12 protein-coding genes are annotated in these 23,520 nt (G+C 43.0%); 11 read left to right on the forward strand and 1 reads right to left on the reverse strand.

The window, feature by feature from the left end; all coding sequences use genetic code 11:
- The first annotated feature begins 118 nt into the window (after positions 1-118).
- The 10 genes from ACFQZS_RS14500 to araA all read left to right on the forward strand — a co-directional run bounded on the left by ACFQZS_RS14500 (position 119) and on the right by araA (position 15,972).
- Positions 119-1,840, forward strand: a complete 1,722-nt coding sequence (locus tag ACFQZS_RS14500) for a family 43 glycosylhydrolase (RefSeq protein WP_377101429.1) — start codon at positions 119-121, stop codon at positions 1,838-1,840.
- 24 nt (positions 1,841-1,864) lie between these two features.
- Positions 1,865-3,412 (forward strand): alpha-N-arabinofuranosidase, encoded by a 1,548-nt coding sequence (locus ACFQZS_RS14505; protein ID WP_377101432.1) that lies wholly within the window; start codon positions 1,865-1,867, stop codon positions 3,410-3,412.
- A gap of 24 nt (positions 3,413-3,436) precedes the next feature.
- Complete coding sequence (locus ACFQZS_RS14510; protein ID WP_377101437.1) at positions 3,437-4,621, forward strand: aldose epimerase family protein; 1,185 nt, start codon at positions 3,437-3,439, stop codon at positions 4,619-4,621.
- Between the two features lie 113 nt (positions 4,622-4,734).
- Positions 4,735-5,346, forward strand: a complete 612-nt coding sequence (locus ACFQZS_RS14515) for an HAD family hydrolase (RefSeq protein WP_377101440.1) — start codon at positions 4,735-4,737, stop codon at positions 5,344-5,346.
- 556 nt (positions 5,347-5,902) lie between these two features.
- Positions 5,903-9,091, forward strand: coding sequence for a SusC/RagA family TonB-linked outer membrane protein (locus tag ACFQZS_RS14520; RefSeq protein ID WP_377101443.1), 3,189 nt, complete (start codon positions 5,903-5,905; stop codon positions 9,089-9,091).
- Positions 9,092-9,109: 18 nt separating this feature from the next.
- Complete coding sequence (locus ACFQZS_RS14525; RefSeq protein ID WP_377101446.1) at positions 9,110-11,080, forward strand: RagB/SusD family nutrient uptake outer membrane protein; 1,971 nt, start codon at positions 9,110-9,112, stop codon at positions 11,078-11,080.
- A 161-nt stretch (positions 11,081-11,241) separates the two neighbouring features.
- Complete coding sequence (locus ACFQZS_RS14530; protein WP_377101449.1) at positions 11,242-11,949, forward strand: NUDIX hydrolase; 708 nt, start codon at positions 11,242-11,244, stop codon at positions 11,947-11,949.
- Positions 11,950-12,038: 89 nt separating this feature from the next.
- Positions 12,039-13,739 carry a ribulokinase gene (locus ACFQZS_RS14535; protein WP_377101452.1) on the forward strand — a complete coding sequence of 567 codons (1,701 nt, stop codon included), beginning with the start codon at positions 12,039-12,041 and terminating at the stop codon, positions 13,737-13,739.
- Positions 13,736-14,437, forward strand: coding sequence for an L-ribulose-5-phosphate 4-epimerase (locus ACFQZS_RS14540; RefSeq protein ID WP_377101454.1), 702 nt, complete (start codon positions 13,736-13,738; stop codon positions 14,435-14,437). The genes ACFQZS_RS14535 and ACFQZS_RS14540 overlap by 4 nt, the downstream gene beginning before the upstream one ends.
- Positions 14,438-14,481: 44 nt before the next feature.
- Positions 14,482-15,972, forward strand: a complete 1,491-nt coding sequence (gene araA, locus ACFQZS_RS14545; protein WP_377101457.1) for an L-arabinose isomerase — start codon at positions 14,482-14,484, stop codon at positions 15,970-15,972.
- A gap of 346 nt (positions 15,973-16,318) precedes the next feature.
- Here araA and ACFQZS_RS14550 read toward each other — a convergent pair whose 3' ends face one another.
- On the reverse strand, positions 16,319-20,452 hold the full coding sequence (locus tag ACFQZS_RS14550; RefSeq protein WP_377101460.1) for a hybrid sensor histidine kinase/response regulator transcription factor: 4,134 nt from the start codon (positions 20,450-20,452) through the stop codon (positions 16,319-16,321).
- Positions 20,453-20,926: 474 nt separating this feature from the next.
- Between ACFQZS_RS14550 and ACFQZS_RS14555 the strand changes: the two genes are divergently transcribed.
- Positions 20,927-23,494: a glycosyl hydrolase 115 family protein gene (locus tag ACFQZS_RS14555; RefSeq protein WP_377101463.1), complete on the forward strand. Its 2,568-nt coding sequence runs from the start codon at positions 20,927-20,929 to the stop codon at positions 23,492-23,494.
- Positions 23,495-23,520 lie beyond the last annotated feature (26 nt).

A 23,520-nucleotide genomic window follows, 5' to 3' on the forward strand; every position in this document is an offset into this window, starting at 1 on the left:
TAATTTGCAGCACGTATAAACCATTTAAAAATCGCCATCAGCCCTGATTTTTTACAGATTGTGTTATGAAATGTAATTGGCTGAATAAAAGTGTATTAATACCAAACTTTAATATAATATGAGAAATCTTGTTCTGGCGTGTTGCCTGGTAATTGCCTCAGGGGCAACTAAGGCGCAGCTTGTGTTGCCCAAAAGCAAGCAAACAACTATCATCAATCCGGTAAACCTGAGTTACCGTTTCGCGCTTGACGGAACGTCTCGTCGTGAGGCAGCGGACCCGGCAATGATAAATTTTAGGGGAGAGTATTATCTGTTTGCATCCAAATCAGGCGGTTATTTTCATTCTACTGATCTTGTAAACTGGGACCTGATAAAAACCAACGATCTGCCGCTTGAAGACTATGCGCCAACTGCAATGGTTTACAGAGGCGAAGTATATTTTATGGCATCGGGCAATAACCCACTTAAAATTTACAAAACGGCAGATCCTAAAACAGGAAAATGGACCGTAGTTCAGGACAAGTTCCCCATAACTATGATAGACCCGTTTTTATTTGCCGACGATGATGACCGGGTATATTTTTATTACGGATGTTCAAACGTTAACCCATTGTATGCAGTTGAGCTGGATCCAAAGACCATGCTTCCGTTAGGGCAGCCAACCGTGTTTTTTAACAGCGATAAAGAGAACCATGGCTGGGAGCGCCGCGGCGATTACCAAACTGTTGATGGCCGCCCGTGGATAGAGGGAAGCTGGGTTACTAAACACAACATGAAATATTACTGGCAATATTCTGCACCGGGCACAGAGTTTAAAAGCTATAACGACGGTGTTTATGTGTCTGACAAGCCGATGGGCCCATTTACCTTAATGCCTAATAACCCGGGCTCAATGCGCCCCGAAGGTTTTGTAGCCGGTGCGGGCCATAGCGGTACCTTTAAAGATAACTATGGTAACTACTGGCGCGTATCTACCGATGTTATATCAGTAAAACATATGTTTGAGCGCCGCCTTAGCCTGTTCCCTTTGTTTTTTGATAAAGATGGTATATTCCATACCTATACAGATTTTGGCGATTTCCCGCTTACCTTGCCAAAAAAACAACTTTCAAGCCCTGCTGAGTTAAAGCCTAAATGGATGTTGTTATCCTATAAAAAGCCTGTTGAGGTTTCGTCAGCTCAGGAAAAATATCAAAAAGAGAATGCTTCTGATGAGGATATACGCACTTATTGGAGCGCTGCCACGGGCGATAAAGGGGAATGGATTACCATGGATCTTAAAAAAGTCTCTACTGTAAATGCAGTGCAAATTAATTACGCTGAAAACGAGGCCAGTTCCTTCGGCCGTAGCGATAACGATTATTACCAGTATTTGCTGCAATACTCAACAGATAAGAAAACATGGAAAACCCTTGCCGATAAACGCACTAATAAGATAGATGCCCCGCACGATTACCTGGAACTAAGTGCACCTATAAAGGCGCGTTACATTAGGCTAACCAATTACAAGGTACCATCAGGCAAATTTGCCATTGCAGATCTGCGCGTGTTTGGAAAAGGCACAGATGGCGTAATGACCCAAAAGAACGACATATTTGTGAGCCGTTCAAAATCAGATCCATGCGTGGCAGACATATCATGGATAAAAACGCCAAACGCGGTAGGTTACAATGTGCGTTACGGTACAGCGCCCGATAAGTTGTATCATACCTATCAGGTTTTAGGAACCGAAAAGGTAACCATTAGAAGCCTTAACAAAGCGGAGAGTTACTACTTTACTGTTGACGCGTTTAACGAGAGTGGTATTAAATCAGGTAATCCTGTTATTAAAGTTGACTAATTAAATACTTACACAAATTAATATATGAAAAAAACTTTGTTATCTGTAGGCACGCTGGCGTTATGGGCCCTTGGCGCATCGTCGGTTTTCGCTCAAAGTGCAAAAGCTACAATAGGCAATGATAATGGCATGGTTATAAGCCGCCACATTTACGGGCAGTTTGCCGAGCATTTGGGCCGTGGCATTTATGATGGTTTTTGGGTTGATGCTAAAATGCCTGTTAAAAAGCAGGATAGGGTTAGATTGGATATTGTAGACGCGTTAAAAAAGATAAAAATACCTAACCTGCGCTGGCCCGGCGGTTGCTTTGCCGATGAATACCACTGGCGCGATGGCATTGGGGTACGTACCGGCAGGCCCAAAATGGTTAATACTAACTGGGGCGGGGTAACCGAAGATAACAGCTTTGGCACACACGAGTTTCTGGAACTTTGCAAACTGTTAAACACTGAGCCTTATATAACCGGTAACGTAGGCAGCGGCACCGTTCAGGAAATGTCTAACTGGGTAGAGTATCTTAACTTTGATGGGAAGAGCCCGCTTAGCGATCTTCGCGCTAAAAATGGCCACCCAAAACCATACAACGTAACATTTTGGGGCGTAGGTAACGAAAGCTGGGGTTGCGGAGGCAACATGACGCCGGAGCACTATGCCGACGAGTACAAACGTTACGCCATCTTCGCTAAAGACTACGGCAATAACAAGCTAAAGAAAATTGCTACCGGCCCTGCCGGTGATAATTACAACTGGACCGAAGTTGTAATGAAAAACGTTAAAAAGGATATATGGGGCATTGCCTTGCACTACTACACACTGCCTACCGGCGATTGGAACGATAAAGGCCCGGCTACCGGGTTTACCGAGGCTGCCTATTTTAATACATTAAAAAACGGCCTCAGGATGGAAGAGTTTGTTACCAAACACTCGGCCATTATGGATAAGTATGATCCGGATAAAAAAGTTGCTTTGGTGGTTGACGAGTGGGGCGTTTGGACCAACTCTGAACCAGGCACAAATCCGGGATTTTTGTATCAGCAAAACAGCTTACGCGATGCATTGGTAGCGGCAACTACGCTAAACATTTTTAACAACCATGCCGATAGGGTAAAATTGGCCAACCTGGCGCAAACCATTAACGTTTTGCAGGCATTGATCTTAACACAAAAAGAAAAGATCATTCTTACACCAACCTATCATGTTTTTGATATGTTTAAGGTACATCAGGATGCTAAACTACTGCCAATTAAACTGGATGTTCCGGATTACGAGTTTGACGGAAAGAAACTGCCTGCGGTTAATGTATCAGCATCAAAAGATGCCGCCGGGAAGATCCACCTTACTATAGTGAACATTGACAACAATAAAGCAATTGACTTTAAGGCTGATTTAGGCAATGCCACCTGGAGCACAGTTAGCGGCCAAATACTTACCGGTACAGATGTTACAAATATTAATACTTTTACTAACCCCAATAATATTAAACTTGTAGCGTTTAACGATGCGAAAAAGGACGGTAACAATATATCTGTTAAATTGCCGGCGCATTCAATCGTATCGCTTGAATTAAAGTAAACCAAACCATAAATAAACTGGATAATGAGAACACAATCAAAAATTTTCGTGGCAGCTTTAATAGCGGTTGCAGCTGTAGGTAACTATGCCTGTACGCCACCCACTGAAGAGAAAACAACAACAACAGAGAATACTATGGAGCAAACAAGTGCTGCACTTCCTGACAGCAGTAATTTTACAGGTACAGTAAATGGGAAAGCTACCCATCTTTATACCTTATCTAACAAAAACGGTATGACGGTAGCCATAACTAACTACGGCGGCCGCATTGTAAGTTTAAATGTTAAAGATAAAACCGGCGCGTTTAAAGATGTTGTGTTAGGTTACGATGACGTAAAAACCTACCAAAAACGTGGCGAGCCTTACTTTGGCGCGCTGATAGGCCGCTACGGCAACCGAATTGGAAACGGCAAATTTACTTTAGATGGTAAAGAGTATACCCTTGAGTTAAATGATGGAAAAAATACCCTGCATGGTGGTGCCCATGGCTATTGGATGCAGGTATGGGATGCAAAACAGGTAGGTAACCAAAAATTAGAATTAACTTATCTTTCTAAAGATGGCGAAGCAGGCTACCCGGGAAATTTGAATGTTAAGGTGGTTTATACCTTAACTGATGACAACGCAGTGCAGATTGATTACAGTGCTACAACTGATAAAACTACAGTAGTTAACTTAACCAACCACGCCTACTTTAACCTGAATGGTGCAGGCGATTCAACCATACTTAACAACGAGCTACACATAGCTGCAGATGGCATTACACCGGTTGATAATACATTGATCCCAACCGGAAAGATCACTCCTGTAAAAGGTACCGCGTTTGATTTTACTACATCAAAAGCTATAGGTAAAGATATTGGCGCTGCCGAGGAGCAATTAAAATTTGGTAAAGGTTATGATCATAACTTTGTGCTTAATAAACACACATTAAAAGATGTGGTAGCAACTGTTAAAAGCCCTGTTACCGGTATTGTTATGGATGTTTACACCGAGGAGCCCGGCCTGCAGTTTTACAGTGGCAACTTTTTAGATGGCCGTACTAAAGATGGTAAAGGTAAAGTAGCTTATGGATTGCGTTCAGCTTTATGTTTGGAAACACAACATTTCCCGGATGCACCTAACAAGCCAGAGTTTGCCTCAACCACTTTAACCCCTGGCAAAACTTATAAAACTACAAGCATTTACAAATTTAGCGTAGCTAAATAAGGTATTTTGCATTGATAAATATCAAAGCAGACCGGCTTCCGGTCTGCTTTTTTTGCTTTTAAGCAATTTTATCTGGTTATGCATAATTATATTCGGCCGCAATTTAAATTGATATGAACGCATCTGCCCTTGATAAATTAGAACAACTAACCAACCTCAGTAAAGGCTATAAGGCTTTTCTGTATGATTGCGACGGTACGCTGGCAGATAACATGGCAGCCCATAAAGAGACCTATTTAAAAGTAGCCCTAAGCAAGGGACACGTTATTAACGGCGATATTATTGATGAATTAGCTGGCTGGCCCGTTATAGATGTTATTAACGAAATGAACACACGTTTCGGCACTGATTTCGATGCAGCCGAGTTTAAGGAATTAAAATACAAGCTTTTTTTGAGTGAGTACATACACCTTACTCAGCCTGTAGAATTTGTTGCAGAACATTTAAGGGCCCATGTGGGCAAGGTTATGATAGGAGTGGTGTCGGGCAGTGGCCGCCAGGCTGTTGAAAAGACGCTACAGGTTTTAGGATTGCTTGATCTGGTTAACGTAATAGTATGCGCCGGCGAAACAGAAAGAGGCAAACCTTACCCTGATCCGTTTTTGGCTGCCGCTAACCAGCTTAATATACCTGCTGCCGATTGCCTTGTTTTTGAGGACGGAGCCGCAGGCGAGGATGCCGCCAAAAGTGCCGGTATGCAATGCATAAGAATTGATAAGTTATAAAGTAAAAACTTACAACTTGAACTTTTGTGCTAATTGTAAAACGTTGCAAAACAACTCCCGTGCAACTATTGCGTTTGCGTAAAAATCTTCTCTTTTTAGCTTTCCAACTATTTCGTTTGCGTAAAATTCTATATCGTTTGCGTAAATTTTTAGCCCAATAAAGCACCTCTTTAAACATTTGTGATATAATTTTGGTGATATGTGATAGTGCAAAACAAGCGTCCGCCGCAAATTAGTGGCGGTAATTAAAGGCATTATCACTATAAATTATAGACCAATATATCACCCTGTGATACTTAACCATTTCTAATTGTTTTATCTGCTATGTTGTTTTTACAGTAAACAAGTTTTAACTGTATTCAACCTATTTAAATAGAATAAAATGCTATGTGTGGTATGCCATAAGTTAAATTATTAGTAACCCGATTATAAATTAAACCAGTAACCAGTTAAATGACAAAAAAAGAAGAGACATAATAACCCGCTAATTAATCGCATGTCAAGGACAGGTGGTTATTTTAAATTATAATGAATCTTAAATAGTAAAACTAATTATATGAGCAAACTTCAACTTTTTATTAATGTAAAGTGGTGGAAAACGATATGCCTGATCGCAATGATCAGCCTGGTTTCCGCTGCTGCCTTTGCGCAGGGAATAGCGGTTAGAGGCCGTGTTTTAGACGACAAAGGCGAACCGCTTGTTGGCGCAACCATTAAGGCAACAGGCACACAAAATGCCGTTACTGCCGACGCCAGCGGTAACTTTTCAATCACTGTACCCACAGGTACAGCAAGCATAACCATTACCTTTATTGGGTATGTAGATGTGGTTAAACCTATTGCTACCGGCAATCCCAATCTTGGAACTATCACTATGGCTGCTAATGCACGCGACTTGAACGAAGTTGTAGTGGTTGGTTACGGTGCTTTGAAAAGAACTGATGTAACCGGTACTGTTACTTCAATTGATGCAAAAGTATTACAGGAAATACCTGCAGCTACGGTTACCCAGCAATTAGTTGGCCGTGTTGCCGGTTTAGATATTGTTAACGGTAACATTACCATAAGGGGTGCCCGTACAATTACAGCAGGTTCAAACAACGTAGACAGGCCGTTAATTGTAGTGGATGGGGTGCCTTTTTATAATGACATCAGTAATATTAATCCAACCGACATTAAAAGCGTTGATGTATTAAAGGGCGCATCATCAACTGCTATTTATGGTTCACGCGGTTCGGGTGGTGTTATCCTGATCACAACTAATAGAGGTCGTGTTGGCAGAAGCCAGGTTTCATACGACACGTACATAGGTGTTAACAGGTTACAAGGCAAACTTAAAACTGAAGATGCCGAAGGGTACGCCAGACTTAAGGATGTAACTTTAGAAGGCGCTATCCTTCAAGGAAACGCAGGCGCAACCCCTTATGGCCTAACTCCGGCAGAAACCGCTGCCCGGGCTAAGGGAGTGAACAATGACTGGGTGAACCTGTTAGTTAAAGACGCTATTATATGGGACCAAAACCTACGCGTTTCAAGCGGTACAGAAAAAACACAGTTTAATACTGCCTTGGGTTATCGTACATCATCAAACGACAATCTGCAACCTAATAACAGTACAAAACGTATTACCTTCAATATAAACATTGACCATCAAATTAGTAAAGCCCTTAAAATAGGTGGTTCAATCCGTAATACACTCAGGCTTCAAGATCGTTCTGGCGGCGACCAGTTAGGCACCGCCCAGTGGTACAGCCCCTTGGCAGAAGTATATGATGCAGCTGGTAATATGATTGTAAGGCCGCTTGTAGGTCAGAATGATGAATCTACAGGTAATCCGTTGCTGCGCGCGCAACAACGCGATCAGTATTATGACTATGAGAGAGCTTTAGTTAGCGATAACATAGTTTACGCAGAACTTAAGCCGATTGATCATTTAACTTATAAGTATACTATTAACTATAACTATTCGCAATCAAACCGTGGCCAATACAATGGTATTAACGGCACTAGCATTGCAAATATAGCCGCAACTACGGCGAGTACAACCAACAACTCGTTCTTCAGGGTAGCGCAGGAGCACTTATTAACGTATGACAATACTTTCGGCAAACACCACCTTAACTTAACGGGTGTATTCACTGCTGAGCGTAACCACACTGAAAACTCTAACGTAAACGCGCAGGGCATTCCATCTGATGCTAATAAGAATTCGCGCCTTTCAATGGGTACTGTTACCGGTACAGGTGGGTCATGGAGCGAGTTAGGATTTTTGTCATATGTTGGCCGTGCAAATTACACCTTTAACAATCGGTATAACGTTACAGCAACAATGCGTGCTGACGGTAACTCAACGCTGGCTGATGGAAAGAAATGGACTTCATACCCATCGGTTGGTTTAGGCTGGACCATTACTAACGAGGATTTCATGAAGAAATATGACTTCGTAGATAATTTAAAACTGCGTGCTGGTTATGGTGAAAACTCAACCATAAATAACAGCGCCTATCAAACTTTAGGTCAGTTAGACAACGCAGCATACCAATACGGCGGCTTAACTACAGGTAATTCACAAGGTGTACGTTCTACAAATCTTGTAAATCCTACCCTTACCTGGCAGCGTACGGCTGAAACTAACATCGCATTAGATTTTGCCTTATTCAGAAACCGTATCAGTGGTAGCATCGAGGTTTTCCGCCAAAAAACTACCGGTATCATCCTTCCTAACATCCTGCCGTCTACTTTAGGCGCAGCAAGTCAGAATGCCAATCTAGGTACTACTGAAAACAAGGGTATTGAATTTACGTTAAGCACGGTTAATATTCAAAACTTAGGTGGTTTTAGCTGGTCTTCAGACTTTAATATCGGTTTCATACGCGAAAAGATCCTTGAATTGCCTAACGGTTCAATGCAGAATATAAATTCTGGTCAATTTGTAGGTCAGCCATTATCTGTTATCTATGATGTCAGAAAGATCGGAATTTGGCAGTTGTCTGATGCTACGCAAACTGGTACGTTGACTTATCCGGCTACAACCGGCACCACTTACCCAGTTTATGGCAACGTTAGGGGCCAAACTTCTCCATTGCAGTGGCCAGGTCAGATCAGAGTAGAAGACGTTAATAAAGACGGAAAGATTGATTTTAACGACAACCAGATAATTGGCCACTTTAACCCTAATTACACCTTTGGGTTCACTAACAGGGTATCATACAAAGGTTTTGATGCAAGTTTGGTGATTACCGCTCGTATGGGCTTTACTACGCTGGTTCCTTATGTATCATCATCTAACTCAGGTACAACAGGCTGGCAGTTTTTAAACACGGGCCGTCATAATCAGCCGGTTATTGATTACTGGACCCCGCGTAACCCTACCAACGCGTTCCCTATGCCAAATAACCAGCGCTTTCCTGACTACATGTCAACGTTGCAATATTATGATGGATCATTCATCCGTGCAAAAGCGCTTAATTTAGGTTATAATTTACCGTCTGGTATAGCCAAAACTATAGGCTTATCCTCGTTAAGAGTTTATGCTAACGTAACTAATCCATTTGTTATCTACTCGCCTGTTAGCAATTACAGTTTCTCAGTTGTTGACCCAGAGTCGGTTAATGCCACTCCAGTGGGCAGCAGCACCAATGGAAACATAGCTCAGGGGCCTGGTAATACAGGCAACAGATCTGTAGGGCTTAATGCCGGTACGCAAAGACGTGAGTTTTATTTTGGAATAAACGCTAGATTTTAATTAAAGGAGACATATTTTATGAAAATATTTAAAAAAACAGGAATTATTCTTGCCTCCGCAGCAATAATAGGTACAGTTTCCAGCTGTAAAAAGCTGTTGGTTGAAGAACCAAGGGATCAATTGTATCCCAATTACTTTAGTACCGCAGGTGGTATAGCAGCGGGCGTCACCGGTGTTTATAGTGACCTGAGAGACTATTATCAAGGTGATAGAGCCGATTTTTGGCTAGGTACAGATGAAGCGATATTGGGCGAATTGGGATCTGGCGTTGGTAACAACAACCAAATGGTAGATTGGAACGGTCTTACCAGTTCAAATGGGCCAGGTTTCGGCGGCTTATGGTCTGATATCAATACATTGAATGGAGTTTTGCAATATGCTGAGGCAAGTACTCAATTAACTGCGGTGCAAAAAGCTCAGTATATTAACCAGGCCAGATTTTTACGCGCATTTATATACTTCCGCCTGGTGCAACAGTACGGTGGTAAAACCGCTACACAGCCAGGTGGTATACCTTTACACACCACTTTTATTACTGAAGCTACAACTGCTGATGCCCCTGCTAACGCAGCTGACATTTATAACCAGATAATTAAAGATCTGAATGATGCTATAACCGGTTTACCTGCTAAAGTTGATGCAAGCAGTCCATTTTCTGCTGCGGGTGTTGGTAAAACAGGTACAGTTGGTGTAGCCAAGGCTTTATTAGCAAAGGTTTACTTAACGCGCGGTTATCTATCAGAGATAGCCCAGCCGGGTGATTTCCAGAAAGCGGCTGATCTTTGTGCTGATGTGATAACCAATAAAGTTACTTATGGGTTTGACCTTTGGCAGGACTATGCTGATGAGCACAAGGTTGAAAATGACTACGGTAAAGAAAATATGTTTGCAGTAGACTACGGTCTGGGTGGCGCAGACGCTCAATACACAGCTTATAACCAAGGTCCATCCGGCGGTTATGGTATCAATCTACTGTATGTTATCTGGCGTTGGAACTATATAGGTTCTGCAGGTATTGACAATGTTGGCGGTATAGATAACATACCACAAACAGTTAATACAAGCAAGCAGCCTATGGTTCGCGACAACTATAACGGTCGTCCGTATGCACGTGTTGCTCCAAATGGCCCGTATATTTACAGACTTTGGCCTGCAGGTCAATACCCTGACAGCCGTTTTGATGCAACATTCCAAACATTCTGGATATGCAACAAAACTTTAGCTGCCGGTACAACCAGCACAGGTGGTTCAAAAGGCGTTTTAACTAAAACCAGCAATTTTTCTGAAACATCATACAACATTCCGGTTGATGGTGATACCGCTATCCTTATTGCACCAGGCGATGTAACTATGGCCAGAAGAGACGCTTTCAAAGGATTAATAATTGAACCGTTACAGGTAAACAACATTAGGTGGCCGACGGTAAAGAAGTTTGACGATACGCGTCGTATCAGATTGAACGACTTCTCGGCACGCCCGATAATATTGATGCGTTTTTCAGAAGTTTACCTAATGCAGGCTGAAGCAAACTACATGGCTGGCAACACCGCTGCCGCTATTACTGCACTTAACGTGCTTAGAACACGTGCTGCTTACCGTGTTCCGGCTGATGGCGATCGTATCCCAAAAAGTAATTTTAGGGTTACCAGCGCAAATATGGCTGCAGCTAATGCCGCAAACGCACTCGCTATGCAATTAAGCGCTACTGAGATAGCTCAAATGGGCGTTGCTTATAGCAATACTGTGGGGTCACCATTAAACGGTATGGACATTATATTAGACGAATACAGCAAAGAGCTGTTCGGCGATCAACGTCGTTGGGAAGACCTGTCAAGAACACGTCAGCTTGTTCGTCGTGTTAAAATGTACAGACCAGGTAGCCTTGCAGCCACAAACGTTAAAGATGATTATATGCGCAGAGCTATACCTCAGGATTTGATTAACGCCGTGTTAACAGGCCCTAAATATCCTCAAAACAACGGTTATTAATAAGGTTTAGCTACTTAAGTAGTTTAATTAACCCGCTCTATTATTAGAGCGGGTTTTTTGTTATGTAATATTTACCTAAAAGTTAGTTAATATGGTATGGTGACGGTAGTGGTAATACGCGCGTATTTTTTATATTTGACCTTTAGTCACAAATCAAAAAAATGCAAAAGTACCATAACCAAACTCGTTTATTATTAGCGGTAGATTGCATTGTTTTTGGATTTGACGGCGAATTGTTAAAAATATTATTGATACAGCGCGGTTTTGAACCCGAAAAAGGCAACTGGAGTTTAATGGGCGGCTTTGTGCAGCCAGATGAAAGCCTTGATCAATCGGCCAACCGAATACTTAAACAATTAACCGGATTAGATGGCGTATACCTGGAGCAGTTGCAAACTTTTGGCGATCCGGGCCGTGATCCTAAAGAACGTACTGCATCGGTTGCCTACTTCGCGCTGATAGATACATCAAAATACGAGAAACAGATAAGCCACGACTATCATGCCGAATGGTTCCCGCTAAAAAAAATACCTAAACTAATATTTGACCAGCCCGCTATGGTTGAGATGGCGCGAAAAAAAATACGCTACAAAGCAGCGCTTCACCCTATTTTGTTTGAGCTTTTGCCTGCCAAGTTTACCATACCGCAACTGCAAAATTTATACGAAAGCGTTTATAATACCACAATTGATAAACGGAATTTTAGCAAGCGGGTATTAGCTACAAAATTGCTTATAAAATTGCAGGATAAAGATAAATCGGGATCAAAGCGGGGGGCTTATTACTATCAGCTTAACATGCAGAACTATTACGCTAAGTTTCAGGCTTTTTTAAATTTTATACCTAATCCGGATAATCTTACAACGTAATTTTCTGGCTTTTAAGCCTGCAATGTTTGGAAAAAATATTTCATTTTATAAAAAATTAAGTGTTATTTAGACACGAATTTTAACCATCTATGGAACTTAATAAATATGTAATTGGTGTTGATTATGGCACTGATTCTGTGCGCGCAATTATAGTTGATGCCGCTAACGGAAAAGAATTGGCATCGTCTGTTCACTACTATCAGCGTTGGCAAAAGGCACTTTTTTGTGATGCGCCTAAGAATGTTTTCAGGCAGCATCCGCTTGACTACCTGGAGGGCATTGAAATAACCATTAAGGATGCTATACAAAAAGCAGGCGGTAAGGCCGTTGCCGATAATATACGCGGTATATCTGTTGATACAACAGGCTCAACACCTATAGCGGTTGATAAAACAGGAAAGCCTTTATCGCTAACGCCTGAGTTTGAGAACAATCCTAACGCCATGTTCATTTTATGGAAGGACCATACAGCCATTAAAGAGGCTGCAGAAATAAATGACCATGCTACAAAATTTGATATCAACTATTTAAAATACGTTGGCGGTATTTACTCGTCAGAGTGGTTTTGGGCCAAGCTTTTACACATTATCCGTGTTGACGAGCAGGTGCGCAAGGCAACCTACTCATGGGTAGAGCATTGCGACTGGATACCGTTTGTATTAACCGGTGGAAAGGACGCTTCGCAAATAAAAAGAAGCAGATGTGCTGCAGGGCATAAAGCCTTATGGGCCGAAGAGTTTGGTGGTTTACCGCCGGATGAGTTCTTTTCAACTTTAGATCCTTTACTGGCCGGCTTCGCTTCGCGGTTGTTCAGAGATACTTATACGTCTGATGTATCTGCCGGAAGCATTAGCGCTGAATGGGCAGCTAAACTGGGCCTTCCTGCCGATGTTAAAATTGGTGTTGGCGCTTTCGATGCGCACATGGGCGCCGTTGGCGGGCAAATTGAGCCTTACTTTTTAAGTAAGGTTATGGGTACATCAACCTGCGACATACTGGTTGCCCCTAATGCCGAAATGAAGGATAAACTGGTTGCAGGTATTTGCGGCCAGGTTGATGGTTCGGTTATACCGGGTATGGCGGGTTTAGAAGCAGGTCAGTCTGCTTTTGGCGATACTTATGCATGGTTTAAAAATATTGTATCATGGCCGTTAAATAACCTGTTAAGCAGCTCAAAGGTTATTGATGAGGATACCATTGAAGCCTTGAAGAACGAAATTTTTGAAGAGATAATTCCTGAGTTAAGCCGCCAGGCGGCATTGTTACCTATTGAAGAAACCAACGAACTGGCTATTGATTGGTTTAACGGCCGCCGCACGCCTGATGCTGATCAGTCGCTTAAAGGCGCTGTTATCGGTTTAAATTTGGGTACAGATGCACCACGCTTTTTCAGGGCCATTGCAGAAGCTACCTGTTTTGGCGCCAAAAGCATTGTTGAGCGTATGATAGATGAGGGTGTACCTGTTAAAGGTTTAATAGGTATTGGGGGCGTTGCTAAAAAATCAGCATTCATTATGCAAATGATGGCTGATATAATAGGCATGCCTATTAAGATACATCAGCACGTGCATACCTGCGCGTTAGGCGCTGCCATGTTTGCATCAGTAGTTGCAGAACTGCATCCTAATGTAGAAGCAGCAATGGAGGCAATGGGCGGTGGCTTTGATGTAGTGTATGAGCCAAACGCAGAACTTAGCGACGTATATGCCAAACGCTACAAGCAATATAAAGGCCTTGGCGATTTTATAACTTTCCAAACCAGGCAAATAGAACAATCACTTTCAGCATGAGTACCTATCAGCATATAAAAGAGGAAGCTTACGCGGCTAACATGCAGCTTCCAAAATTGGGCTTGGTGTTGTTTACCTTTGGCAACGTTAGCGCGGTTGACAGAAGCGCCGGTGTATTTGCTATTAAACCAAGCGGTGTGCCTTACGAAGACCTTACACCGGATAGCATGGTAATAGTTGACTTTGACGGTAATACTGTTGAAGGAAAGCTAAGACCATCATCAGATACTAAAACCCACGCTGTGTTGTACAAGCATTGGGATACCATTGGCGGCATTGTGCATACGCATTCCACTTATGGCACTGCATGGGCACAGGCACAAAGAGATATCCCAATTTTCGGCACTACACATGCCGACCATTTAACAACCGATATTCCCTGTGCGCCGCCCATGGATGATGAAATGATAAAGGGCAATTACGAGTATGAAACCGGTTTCCAGATCATCAATCACTTTAACAAATTCAACCTGGATTATAAAGAGGTAGAGATGATACTGGTGGGTAACCATGCACCGTTTACCTGGGGTAAAACAGCTGCTAAAGCCGTTTACAACAGCGCCGTTTTAGAAACCGTGGCCCAGATGGCTTTTTTAACCGAGAGGATCAATCCGCAGGCACCAAAATTAAAAGATACCCTAATAAATAAACATTTTCAGCGTAAGCATGGCCCCGATTCTTACTACGGCCAAAGCTAAGATACGCGACGCACACCCGACCGATAATAAATACTAAATAAAAAATGATTGATTTAAAAAAACTAGAAGTCTGGTTTATAACCGGAAGCCAGGACCTGTATGGCGAAGAAACCCTAAAACAGGTAGCCGTACACTCACAACAAATTGCAGCGGGTTTAAATACCGCCGGCCAAATACCGGTAACTGTTGTCTACAAACCGGTAGTTAAAAGTACAGACGAGATATATAATACCATTGCCGAGGCTAATAACGCGGCAAACTGTATCGGTATCATCACGTGGATGCACACCTTCTCGCCTGCTAAAATGTGGATCCGTGGTTTAAGCATTCTAAAAAAACCGATGCTGCACCTGCATACCCAGTTTAACAGGGATATTCCATGGAACTCAATTGATATGGATTTTATGAACCTTAACCAAAGTGCCCACGGCGACCGCGAGTTTGGTTTCATGGTATCGCGAATGCGTTTGGAGCGTAAGGTAGTTGTTGGCCACTGGCAGGAGGATGAAGTTGCTGAGCAAATTGGCAGCTGGTCTAGAGCAGCCGCGGCCTGGCACGATTGGCAAGGTGCTAAATTTGTTCGTTTTGGCGATAATATGCGCTATGTTGCCGTTACTGATGGTGATAAGGTAGAAGCTGAACTACAGTTTGGTTTCTCTGTAAACACCCACGGTATTGGCGACCTGGTTAAAGTGATTAACGAGGTAAGTGATGCCGCGGTAAACGAATTGATTGCTGAATATGAGGCAACGTATGATATGGATGCTTCATTACGCAAAGGCGGAGCGAAACACCAATCTGTATTTGACGCAGCTAAAATTGAGTTAGGCTTGCGCTTTTTCCTGGAGGAAGGAAACTACAAAGGCTTTAGCGATACGTTTGAAGATCTGCACGGCATGATACAGTTACCGGGAATTGCTGCACAGCGTTTAATGGAAAGTGGTTACGGCTTTGCCGGTGAAGGCGATTGGAAAACAGCTGCTTTGGTACGTGCCTGTAAAGTTATGGGCAGCGGCTTAGCTGGCGGAAACGCTTTTATGGAAGATTACACTTACCATTTTGATCCTAATAACTCATTGGTGCTGGGTTCGCACATGCTGGAGGTAGATTCATCTTTGGCTAGTGGTAAAGCAACTTTAGAGGTGCATCCTTTAGGCATTGGCGGTAAAGCTGATCCTGCGCGTTTGGTATTTAATGTTGCCGGCGGCCCTGCGCTTAACGCATCATTAATTGATATGGGCAACCGTTTCCGTTTATTGATAAACGAAGTGGAAGCTGTTGAGCCAACCAACGAGTTACCTAACTTACCTGTAGCACGTGTGCTTTGGAAACCGTTACCTGATATGAAGACGGCCTGCGCGGCGTGGATCTATGCAGGTGGTGCCCACCATACAGCTTACAGCCAAAATTTAACGGCAGAGCATCTGTATGATTTCGCATCAATTGCGGGTGTTGAGTTTATACGCATTGGTAAGGATACCCGTATTGACCAATTACGCAATGAATTAAAATGGAACGACAGGTTCTACAAATAAAAATTATGCAACTTGATTTTAAAAGCCGTCCCAGCAATACTGCGGGGACGGCTTTTTATTTAGTATTTTTCCTGAGACGCTTTCAGATAGTACCTCAGGCTCAATGTTATTAAGTTGAGGTGAAATGCATCGTAGATGCAAAAGGTCGGTAAAAACAATAAAAGACAATTACAGGCATGCCAACTGAGTTGCGTACCTACGGCACGGAAGCCTTGTTTTCTCTTTTCTACCGACCTTTAACTCCTACGGAGTTCTTTTTAAGATAGATGATATTGGGCTCACAGGGCTCACGGTAGCTCACAGGGCTCACGGTGGCTCACCCAGCTCAGAGCCACCCCATTGTTATTTATTTTCCCCGCTTATCATTCAAATACCCCGACGGCAGCATCCCGAATTTTCCCTTAAACATCCGCGAAAAATAGCTTGGCGTTCCAAAGCCGGTCATGTAAGCTATTTGTGCTACGTTGTAGTCGCTTGTTTGCAGCAATGCAGCGGCTTTTTCAAGTTTAACAGATCGCATGTATTCAATAGGCGTGAGGCCGGTTAACTCAATTAGTTTGTAGTATAAAGAGCCCCGGCTCATACCCGCATGTTTGCTTAACTCCTCAACAGACAAATTGGGATCGCTAAGGCGCGCATCCATAAATGATATCAATGAATTGAGAAGTTTTACGTCTGCCGACTCTGTTTCGGGCAGTTGCTCTGCCACCATATGGATCTGTTTGGAGTAAGTATCTTTAAGGCTCTTATTTAACTCGAGCAGGTTGCTTATACGCGCGTGCAAGATCTGGAAGTTAAAAGGTTTGGTCAGATAATCATTTGCGCCGGCGTTAAGGCCTTTAAGCTGTTCGTCTTCACCATTTGCAGCGGTTAGCAGTATTACGGGGATATGGCGTGTGCGTTTGTCGGCTTTTAGTTTTTTACTTAACTCCACACCATTCATTTGCGGCATGCTCACATCACTTACCACTAATTGCGGATGTGCCGACAGCGTTTTTTGCCAGCCCTCTTTACCGTTTACCGCTTCAATTATTTGATAATATTTTTCCAGGTGTTCGGCCAGGTACTGCCTAAATTCATCATTATCTTCTACCAGCAATATGCGGGGGATCTGTTCCAAAGTAATTGCCCGGTCTGTTTGGTCATCATCAGTTTGCTCTTCCGTTGCAACGAGTACTCTATCTTGTTGCGGTGCGCTAACCGGTTTTGGCGCCACAGCAGCGGGTTTTAGCGGTAGTTCAACGATAAAGCGCATGCCGCGTTCGGGTAAAAGTTGGGCAACGATACTGCCATTGTGCAACTCAACAAATTCTTTTATAATGGATAAGCCAATGCCAGTGCCCTGGTTAAGAATATACGATGGCTGTCGCGATTGATAGAAACGGTTAAAAATATTCGCGAGGTCCTCTTCAGGCACGCCAACCCCGGTGTCTGATACAATAATTGTAATGTATGGAGTAACGGCATTTTCATTCACTTCTGTCTCCAGGGTGATCAACCCTCCGGCAGGGGTAAACTTAAAGGCGTTTGATAGCAGATTGAAAATTATACGCTCCAGCTTGTCATGATCAAACCAGGCTTGCCAATTAGGGCGCGCGTTTTTTATTTCGAGCGATATTTGCTTCTTTGTGGCTATGTCCGTGAATGAATCTGCTGTTTCCGTTATAAACTTTATCGCATCAGCAGCAGTTAGATCAAGTTTTAGCTGATGCTCCTCCATTTTACGGAAATCCAACAATTGATTTACTAAATTGAGCAAGCGCCGTATGTTTCTGTTTATTACATTCAGCTCTTTATTGGCCTCGTCTCCTAATTTTTTACCTATTAATTTTTCAACCGGAGCAGCGATAAGGGAAATAGGAGTTCTAAACTCATGACTAAGATTGGTTAAAAACTGAATTTTTTCCTTGTCCAACTCATGCAATTGCGCTGCTTCCCTTCTTTCTGTTTCAATCATTTGTTCAACCCTAAGGTCTTCCTGTTCACGGGCAAACTGTCTTTTTAGATTGTTAATACCTCGTTGTCTTATCCAAAGAATAAGCACGCAAATAGCCACGGCATAAATAAAATAGGCATAAATGCTTCGCCAAAAAGGCGGCGAAACAATAATTGTAACAGATGTTATAACGTTATTAGAAAACTTGTCGTTGTTGTCTGCCTTAACCTTAAATACATATTCGCCCGGGGCTATATTGGTATAATTAGCTACCCTTGTTTTGCGCACATTATTCCACTCCTTATCAAACCCCTCTAATATATAGGCATAGTTGTTTTGCATTGGCGACGTATAATCCAACGCAACGTAGCCTATTGAAAAGTTTTGCCCGTATTTTAACTGTATTTCTTTGCTGATAGCTATCTGCTGTTGTATGGGCGCGTCCTCGCCGGGTATAATCGGTACATTGTTAACTTTCAGATCAGTTAATATTACCCGTGCCGGCGCAGTAGCCTCAGGCAACGCAGCAGGATTAAAGAAATTAAATCCTTCTTCGCCACCAAAATAGATGTCGCCGCTCAATGTTTTTACAACGGAGGTTCTGTTAAAAGAGCCTTGTTGTACACCATTCTCATTGGTAAAATTGCGGAACGTTTTTTGCCTCCTGTCAAACAAACTGATCCCCATATCCGTGCTTAACCAAAGACCACCGCGCTCATCCTCGGCAATTGCTTTTATGCTTGCATTGGCAAGTCCGTTTTTTTCGGTATAGGTTGCAAATTTTTTTGTATTGGCATTAAAGTAGCTCAGTCCCTGGTTGGTGCCTGCCCACACTGTGCGGTCTTTTGATACATAAATGGTTTGAACTATATCGTCAGAAAGGTTATTGTTTAATTTGTCATACCTTGATACGGCACCGTTTGATATATGATAAACAGCAATGCCGGTGCCGTTTGATGCTATCCACACATCGCCGTTGGGCCCCCGGGTTATAGCATTGATGAAATCGTTTAGCGGAGATTTTTGCGCAAAGGCAGAAGCTGATTTATTGTTGAACTGATTAAATTTGCCTGTAGCAGGGTCGTAAATACTAACACCGCGTCCTATGGTACCAATCCATATTTTTCCGTTCCCATCTTCCATCAAAGCCGACACATCGTTACCGGCTATGGTGTTAGCTGTTCCATCCGCGGTAAACTGCCGGTAGGTGCCGCTTGCCGGATCAACACAAAAAAGCCCGTTGTTGTAAGTGCCTGCCCACAGATTTCCCAGGTGGTCCATATGTAAGCTTAATATAACACCCGCCTGTTTGCCGGTTACTTTGCTTTGCAGCGGGTAACGTTTAAGTAAACGCGTATTTTTATCAAACAGCGACAGGCCCCCACCGTCTGTGCCCAGAAATACTTTTTCGTTTTTATATTCTGCAAAGCAATTAACCAGCGGCGAACTGAGCCCCTGCTGGTCAAACGAATTACTTAGCTTTAAGTCAAAAAGGGGTAAAGCTTTGTCATACTTAGCTACACCGCCCCTAAATGTGCCCACCCAGTAAATACCAGCCGGGTCAATGTAAATACTGCGTATAGAATTGTTTCGGATACTAAATATATCGCGGGGGTTATTTACGTGGTGATAAAAGGAATCAGTAGCCGGGTCATAAATGTCAAGGCCGTTTTCTGTGCCCACCCAAAGCTTGCCGTACGCATCCGGATAAATGGCAAAGATCACATCGTTCCTGATACTACGCTCGTCCGGCCCGGCATGATATACCTTAAAGCGGCCATCGCCTATCCATTTACTTAGCCCATTCTGCGTTCCGAACCAAATATTTCCATTGGTATCTTCGGTTATTGTTTTTACAGCGTCATCACTAATGCTATTGGCATCTGTGTTTACATGTGTAAACCCCTTAAAGTCGTCTGTTTTGCGGTTGTATAAAAACAAGCCCTTGTTGGTGCCCAACCAAAGGCGATGGCGGCTGTCTTCAAATATGGATAATACAACAAACGAACCGGGCTCGTCCACCTTTTTATTCCTGACCGGCTTACTTGTAACCTTTGAAGTTTTAAGATCAATTATAATCAGATTTCCATAAGTGCCTATCCATAAATTTCCCTTATGGTCCTGGTAAAATGCCCTTGCAGAAGTATTTTTTATTTGCGGCGATGGGCCTTTAGCTTCAAACGCGATAAAACTGTCCGAATTGCGATCATAGTAATACACTCCTCCATTGCTTGAACCTACCCACAAGCGGCCGCTCTTCTCCTCGTAAAGCGATACGATGTCGTTAGTAGGCAGGCTATGCGGGTTCCCAACCTCGTGCCGGTAAACCGTAAAGTTGCTGCCATCAAACCGGCTTAAACCGTTGCTGGTGCCAAACCACATTAAGCCGTATTTATCTTTAATAACGGCATTAACAGTGTTTGATGGAAGCCCTTCTTTTGCCGTAATGGCCGTGAAATTGATATCGCTCTGCGCCTTTACGGCTTTAACCCCAACCAGCAAAATAAACCATACAATAAAATGGCTTACCCTTATTTTAAACATATAAACAAATTAAATGGCTGCAACTTAGATTGTAACGCGTTGAATAATTTAACAGTATTAGCGAGGCTATAATAACAAATATATAAAAATTACGAAAGGGGACTCACCCCGACGTTGCTTCGCTCGTCGACCCCTGCCCTTCGTAGAACGAGGGGCAGGGGTGAGTAAAACACCCAACCGTATCAAAAAAGTTACCCCCATAATTACTCAATTTGGCTATAAAATTTTACTTTAGATGCTCTATTCAACAAAAACCAAAAGGGCATAAAACATCTTTGCCCGCAATTTTACATTAATCGCTTATCGGCAAAAAAAAATATAACGTACTCTAACGATGTAGTTACGTTTATATGTCCGGATCCGGGCTGCCTGTCCGGGTAAAATTTAAAACAGGCTTTAAAGAAATTTCGCTGGTTGTTTAATCAATTAACAATTAAAATACGCGTGTGGCGTCGTGTAAACCAAAATATGAACATGAAGATAAAATATATAAAATCAAATTTGCTTATCGCCTTAAGCCTTATCGCGGGTTCGGCATTAGCACAAGGCCCGGGCCACGCAAGCTATGTAGCCGAAAAGGCCGGAGCCGGCTATTTCCAATTAGTTGCCAACGGCAGCGCATCGCCCATATTGGTGAGTGATGGTGAATGGCCCGGCGTAAAAAGAGCTGTTAATAGTTTTATTACTGATGTAAAGGCCGTGACGGGGTCTACAGCGGCACTGGCAACTACGCCTAAGGGTAAACAAATAGTAATTGTTGGTACGCTTGGTAAAAACCAATGGATAGACCAACTGGTAAAACAAAAAAAATTAAACGTAGCAGATATTGCCGGCAAATGGGAAACCTACCTGGTGCAGCCTGTAGCTAACCCATTCCCGGGTGTTAGCAGCGCGCTTGTAATTGCCGGCAGCGATAAACGCGGAACCATTTACGGTGTGTATGATATGTCATCGCAAATAGGGGTATCGCCATGGTATTGGTATGCTGATGTTGCGCCTAAAACAAAAAAGGCTATTTATGTAGCACCGGGCAGACATACAGATGGTAGCCCGGCAGTTAAATACCGCGGCATATTTATAAATGATGAAGCGCCTGCTTTTTCAGGATGGGCCAAAGAGAAATTTGGAGGTGTTAATCATCAGTTGTATGAGCACATGTTTGAGCTTATTTTGCGTATGAAGGGTAACTTTTTGTGGCCGGCCATGTGGGCTAATGCTTTTAATGATGATGACAAGCTAAACCCAGTTTTGGCCGACGAGTATGGCATTGTTATGAGCACATCGCATCACGAACCAATGGACCGTGCACAGCAAGAATGGAAACGTTATGGTAAAGGCGAGTGGAACTACGATAAAAATAAAGAAGGTTTAAAAGAGTTTTGGCGTAAGGGTATAGAAAATATGGGCAACAAAGAAACTGTAGTTACCCTGGCTATGCGCGGTGACGGCGATATGCCAATGAGCCAGGGCGCTAACATTACCCTGCTTGAAAACATAGTGAAGGATCAACGCGATATAATTGCCGATGTTACTAAAAAAGACCCATCGGCAACACCACAGGTTTGGGCCTTGTACAAAGAGGTGCAGGACTATTACGATAAAGGCATGCGTGTTCCGGATGATGTTACCTTGTTGTTGTGCGACGATAATTGGGGTAACATACGTAAACTGCCTGCTATAACAGATAAGCCGCGTAAGGGTGGTTATGGTATATATTATCACTTTGATTATGTGGGTGGGCCGCGTAATTACAAATGGTTAAATACCAGCACCATATCAAAAACGTGGCAGCAAATGAACCTGGCCTATGAGTATAACGCCAGACAGATATGGGTAGTAAATGTAGGCGACCTGAAGCCGATGGAATATCCTATCAGCTTTTTCCTTGATTTTGCCTGGAACCCTAAACGCTGGCCGGCTAACAAACTGCCACAATATGCGGTGGAGTGGGCAAAACAGCAATTTGGCGCTGAACATGCTACCCAAATAGCAAGCATGCTTACTAAATATACCCGTTATAACGAGAGGCGTAAACCTGAGTCGTTAGACCAGAACACGTACAGCCTTGCAAATTACAACGAGTTTGCGCGTGTGGTAGCAGATTATAATAAGTTAAGGGATGAGGCTGAAAAGCTGGCAACCATTATGCATAAGGAGCACAAGGACTCGTTTTACGAGTTGGTACTTTACCCAATCCAGGCCTGCGCTACTTTAAACGAAATGTATTACGAAGTAGCCAAGAACAGGTACTATGCTCAGCAAAAAAATGCCGTGGAAGCCAATAAAGCTGCCGAAAGAGTAAAGGAGCTGTATGCTAAGGATGCGGAGATAAGTAAATATTATAACACTGTACTGGCCGATGGAAAATGGAACCATATGGCCGATCAGCAGCATATAGGTTATAACAACTGGCAGCAGCCTGTTGCTAATAAAATGCCCGCGCTTACTATTTTAAACCCGGATAGCGCTAAAAACACCGCGTTATTGCCGGTTGAGCAGGATGGCAGCACACCAAAGGTAAATGGTTTATTCAGCGACAAAAATGGCCATCTAGCTATTGAGGCTGAACATTATACCAAGGCAGTTGCAGGTAACAATATCAACTGGACGATCATTCCTGATTATGGTTTAACATTATCGGGTGTAATGCCTTTGCCGGTTACTGCTCCTCGTATCGCTGCACCGGGTGGCTCAAGTCCGCATTTGGAGTATGATGTTAATCTTAAACAGGCGGGCGATGTTTCTGTTACCGCTTTTATTGGTAATACCCTTGATTTTAAAAATGGGGGCGATGGCTTATTCTACGCCATATCAATTGATGACGAGGCACCCCAACGCGTTGATGTTGCATCAAGAGTTGATGGCCGCGACTGGACCCAAATGGTTTTAGGTAACGCCCGTAAAGTAACAACAAAACATAAAATTGCAGCGGCCGGAAAGCATACCATTAAATACTGGTTTGTTGATCCTTCGGTAGTATTGCAACGTGTGGTAGTTGATACCGGCAGCCTAAAAACAAGTTACCTGGGGCCGAAAGAATAAGTATTCGTGTTATAATAAATTAAACA

Origin of the sequence: Mucilaginibacter calamicampi (assembly GCF_042676765.1) — a bacterium.
Taxonomy (GTDB): Bacteria; Bacteroidota; Bacteroidia; order Sphingobacteriales; family Sphingobacteriaceae; genus Mucilaginibacter; species Mucilaginibacter calamicampi.